The organism is Bacillus sp. SG-1, from assembly GCF_000181495.1.
Lineage (GTDB): Bacteria > Bacillota > Bacilli > Bacillales > Bacillaceae_B > Rossellomorea.
The window spans coordinates 1-3,478 of sequence record NZ_ABCF01000121.1; the positions used below are offsets into that span (position 1 = coordinate 1).

Annotated in this window: 5 protein-coding genes; all 5 read right to left on the bottom strand. The window is 45.3% G+C overall.

The window, feature by feature from the left end; genetic code table 11:
* Positions 1-83: 83 nt before the first annotated feature.
* A complete protein-coding gene (locus BSG1_RS18825) occupies positions 84-593 on the bottom strand; it encodes an NYN domain-containing protein (RefSeq protein WP_006838828.1) in 510 nt (169 codons plus the stop codon).
* A gap of 6 nt (positions 594-599) precedes the next feature.
* A complete protein-coding gene (rlmB, locus tag BSG1_RS18830; RefSeq protein ID WP_006838829.1) occupies positions 600-1,343 on the bottom strand; it encodes a 23S rRNA (guanosine(2251)-2'-O)-methyltransferase RlmB in 744 nt (247 codons plus the stop codon).
* Positions 1,340-1,771, bottom strand: coding sequence for a Mini-ribonuclease 3 (locus tag BSG1_RS18835; RefSeq protein WP_006838830.1), 432 nt, complete (start codon positions 1,769-1,771; stop codon positions 1,340-1,342). Before BSG1_RS18835 ends, rlmB begins: the two co-directional genes overlap by 4 nt.
* A 2-nt stretch (positions 1,772-1,773) precedes the next feature.
* Positions 1,774-3,171, bottom strand: coding sequence for a cysteine--tRNA ligase (gene cysS / locus BSG1_RS18840; RefSeq protein WP_006838831.1), 1,398 nt, complete (start codon positions 3,169-3,171; stop codon positions 1,774-1,776).
* The coding region (locus BSG1_RS18845; protein ID WP_006838832.1) for a serine O-acetyltransferase at positions 3,161-3,478 on the bottom strand (318 nt) is incomplete at its 5' end. The genes BSG1_RS18845 and cysS, both read right to left, overlap by 11 nt.

Below are 3,478 nucleotides of genomic sequence, written 5' to 3' on the forward strand. Positions count from 1 at the left end.
TGCTGTGATGTCCACACATATCCCCCTCGCGCAAACAATAGATAGAAATATTATACAGCACAATTTTTGAAAGCGTCAACAGCTCATTGCTGTCCCCTGCGCCATTTTTCGAAAATTTCTGCCACTTCTTCCGTCAGGTTTATTTTCGATGAAGGCTTTCGCTCTGCCGTTTTTTTGACGTTTCTTTCAATTTTTTTCTGAATGGTCTGCATCTCATTAAAAAGTTCCCGGGCGGATTTTCTCAATGCACCTTGGCCGAAAATGGCCCACTGTTCAGTGAAGTCTGAGGTAGCAACATAGATCTGTGTTCTGATATTGTTCAGTTCGATTGCCAGTTTCTCTATTCTCTCATCGGCAGTCTCGTTTTCTCTGGTATAAAAAACATCAACTTTATAATTCTTATATTTTCTTTCGATTCCATTAACGTATTGAGCATCAAATACTACTATGACTCTATAGCCGGTATAGCCTTGATACTCGGCCATACATTCCACCAGGCGGTCCCTGGCCGCAGCAAGATCACTGTTCTTCAGCTCCCTCAGCTCCGGCCAAGCCCCAATAATGTTATAGCCATCTACGAGGAGAATGTCCATCTTCCCTTACTCTCCTAAAGGATGGCGCTTGCGATAGACCTCATACATCAGAATGCTGGCTGCGACAGATGCATTCAAAGATGTCACGTGTCCAACCATAGGCATCTTAATAAGAAAATCACATTTGTCTCTTATTAAACGGCCAATTCCTTTTCCTTCACTGCCGATGACCAGGCAAATCGGCAAAGTTCCATCCAGCCTGCGGTAGTCATCCGCGCCTTTCGCGTCTGTACCCGCTACCCAGACTCCTCTTTCCTTCAATTCGTCAATCGTCTGAGCCAGATTGGTGACACGTGCTACAGGAATATGTTCGATTGCCCCTGTTGACGCCTTGGCCACTGTTGCTGTCAGCCCAACCGCTCTTCTCTTCGGGATGATGATCCCATGTACACCTGAGGCATCTGCCGTTCTCATGATTGATCCAAGGTTATGAGGATCTTCAAGCTCGTCCAGCATCAAGAAGAAAGGTATCTCCCCCTTTTGCTCTGCCCTCGCATAAAGCTCGTCCATTTCAGCGTACTGATAAGCGGCCACCTGTGCCACGACACCCTGATGGTTGTCCCGGACCATCCCCTCGATCTTTTGTTTAGGTACAAATTGGACCAGGACCTTCTTTTCTTTAGCGAGCGAGGTAATCTGTCCCATTGACCCTTTTTGCGAGCCTTCGGCAATCCAGATCTTATTGATATCCCTGCCTGATTTTAAAGCTTCTAAAACGGGATTTCTCCCAGCGATAAATTCACTGCTCATTGTACTCCTCCTTCCTTAACGTCGGTTGAATCATCTATTAAAACGGTGCGAATAAGTTCTTCCAGGCGGTCTTTCCGGCTTTGAAGAAATAAATAGCCAATCAAGGCTTCAAAAGCAGTGCTGTAACGGTACGTCTGCACGTCTGTATTCTTCGGAATGGTCCCGGACTTTGCATTCCGGCCCCTGCGGACTATTGCCTTCTCTTCTTCGGAAAGCAGGTCACTATCTGACAGTCTCTTAAGGGCTGCCGCCTGTGCCTTTGCGGAAACATAACCTGTAGCTGCACGATGCAGGTGGTTCGGCTTTAGCCTTCCGGACTGAAGAAGGTATTGCCGTACATATGTTTCATATACGGCATCCCCCATATAAGCCAGTGCCAAGGCATTCATTTGTTTGGCATCTATGTTTTCATTTTGCTGATATAACATGGTTACCCTCTTTTCCAGCGTGTGCCCTGGGCAGTATCTTCCAGAATGATGTTCATTGCTTTCAGCTTGTCGCGCAGCTCATCCGCCAGCTGGAAGTTGCGGTCTTTACGCGCCTGAATCCGCTGGTTGATCATTTCTTCAATTTCTTCATCCAGCAATTCCGCTTCTTCAAGCTTCAGCCCAAGAACTTCGAAAAATTCCTTGAAGTGTTGTGAAAAAGCATCAATGACTGTAATCGAGGTGTTCTTTTCCATCAAGTAATAGTTCGCTTGTCTTGAAAGCTCGAATAAGACAGAAATACCGTTTGCTGTATTAAAATCATCGTCCATCTCTTCTATGAACTGATTTTTGAGTGAAGCGATTTTTTCCAGCCATTCTTCATTGTTATCTGTCAGCTCTGCAGAAACCTCTCTTCGGTGCTTCAAATTCTCATAGGATGTCTTCAAACGGTCCAGTCCGGATTTAGCATTCTCCAGAAGTTCCAAGTTGTAATTGATAGGGTGGCGGTAATGAACAGACAACATGAAAAATCTCAACACTTGCGGGTCCTGTTCTTTAATAATATCGTGAACAAGTACGAAATTACCAAGAGATTTAGACATCTTTTCATTATCAATATTGATATAGCCGTTATGCATCCAATAGCGGGCAAAAGGCTTTTCGTTCAATGCTTCCGACTGGGCGATTTCGTTTTCGTGGTGTGGGAATGCCAAATCCTGCCCGCCTGCGTGAATATCGATCGTCTCTCCCAAATACTTTTTCGCCATCGCAGAGCATTCGATATGCCAGCCGGGTCTTCCTTGTCCCCAAGGGCTTTCCCAGAAGATTTCCCCTTCTTTGGCCGCTTTCCATAAAACAAAGTCAAGAGGATCTTCCTTCTTGTCTCCCGCTTCGATGCGCGCTCCCACTTTCAAGTCATCAATCGATTGATGAGAAAGCTTTCCGTATCCCTCAAACTTTCTTGTTCGATAATAGACATCGCCTTGGGATTCATATGCATACCCCTTATCGATCAAAGCTTCGATAAAATCGATGATGATATCCATGCTCTCCGTTACACGGGGGTGGACATCCGCTCGCTGGCATCCAAGAGCCTCCGTATCCTCATGGTAAGCCTCAATGAAACGCTCGGCAATGGCAGGCACATCTTCTCCAAGCTCATTGGCGGCTTTAATTAATTTGTCATCCACATCAGTGAAATTCGATACAAAGTTGACATCATAGCCTCTATATTCAAAGTAACGATGGACGGTATCAAATACGATTGCCGGACGGGCATTTCCTATATGAATATAATTATAAACCGTCGGACCGCACACATACATCTTTACTTTTCCTTCTTCCAGCGGTTTGAATTCTTCTTTTTTTCTGGTGAGTGTATTGAAAATTTTAATGGTCATCTTGGCGGATATCCCCTTTCTTTTGCGCTTCTTTAAGCATTTTTTTTAGTGACAGAATTTGATTTTCCAAGTCGTTGCATCGGTCGGCCACCGGATCTGGCAGATCAGTGTGATTAAAGTCTTTCTCTTTCACCTTCACACCGTCTTTTATGACGACCCTGCCTGGAATACCTACCACGGTCGAATTGGGAGGGACATCTTTCAGGACCACCGAACCTGCTCCTATTTTAGAATTCTCTCCAACAATGATGGAACCTAGTACTTTCGCTCCTGTTGCCACCAGAGCATTATCCTTGATGGTCGGGTG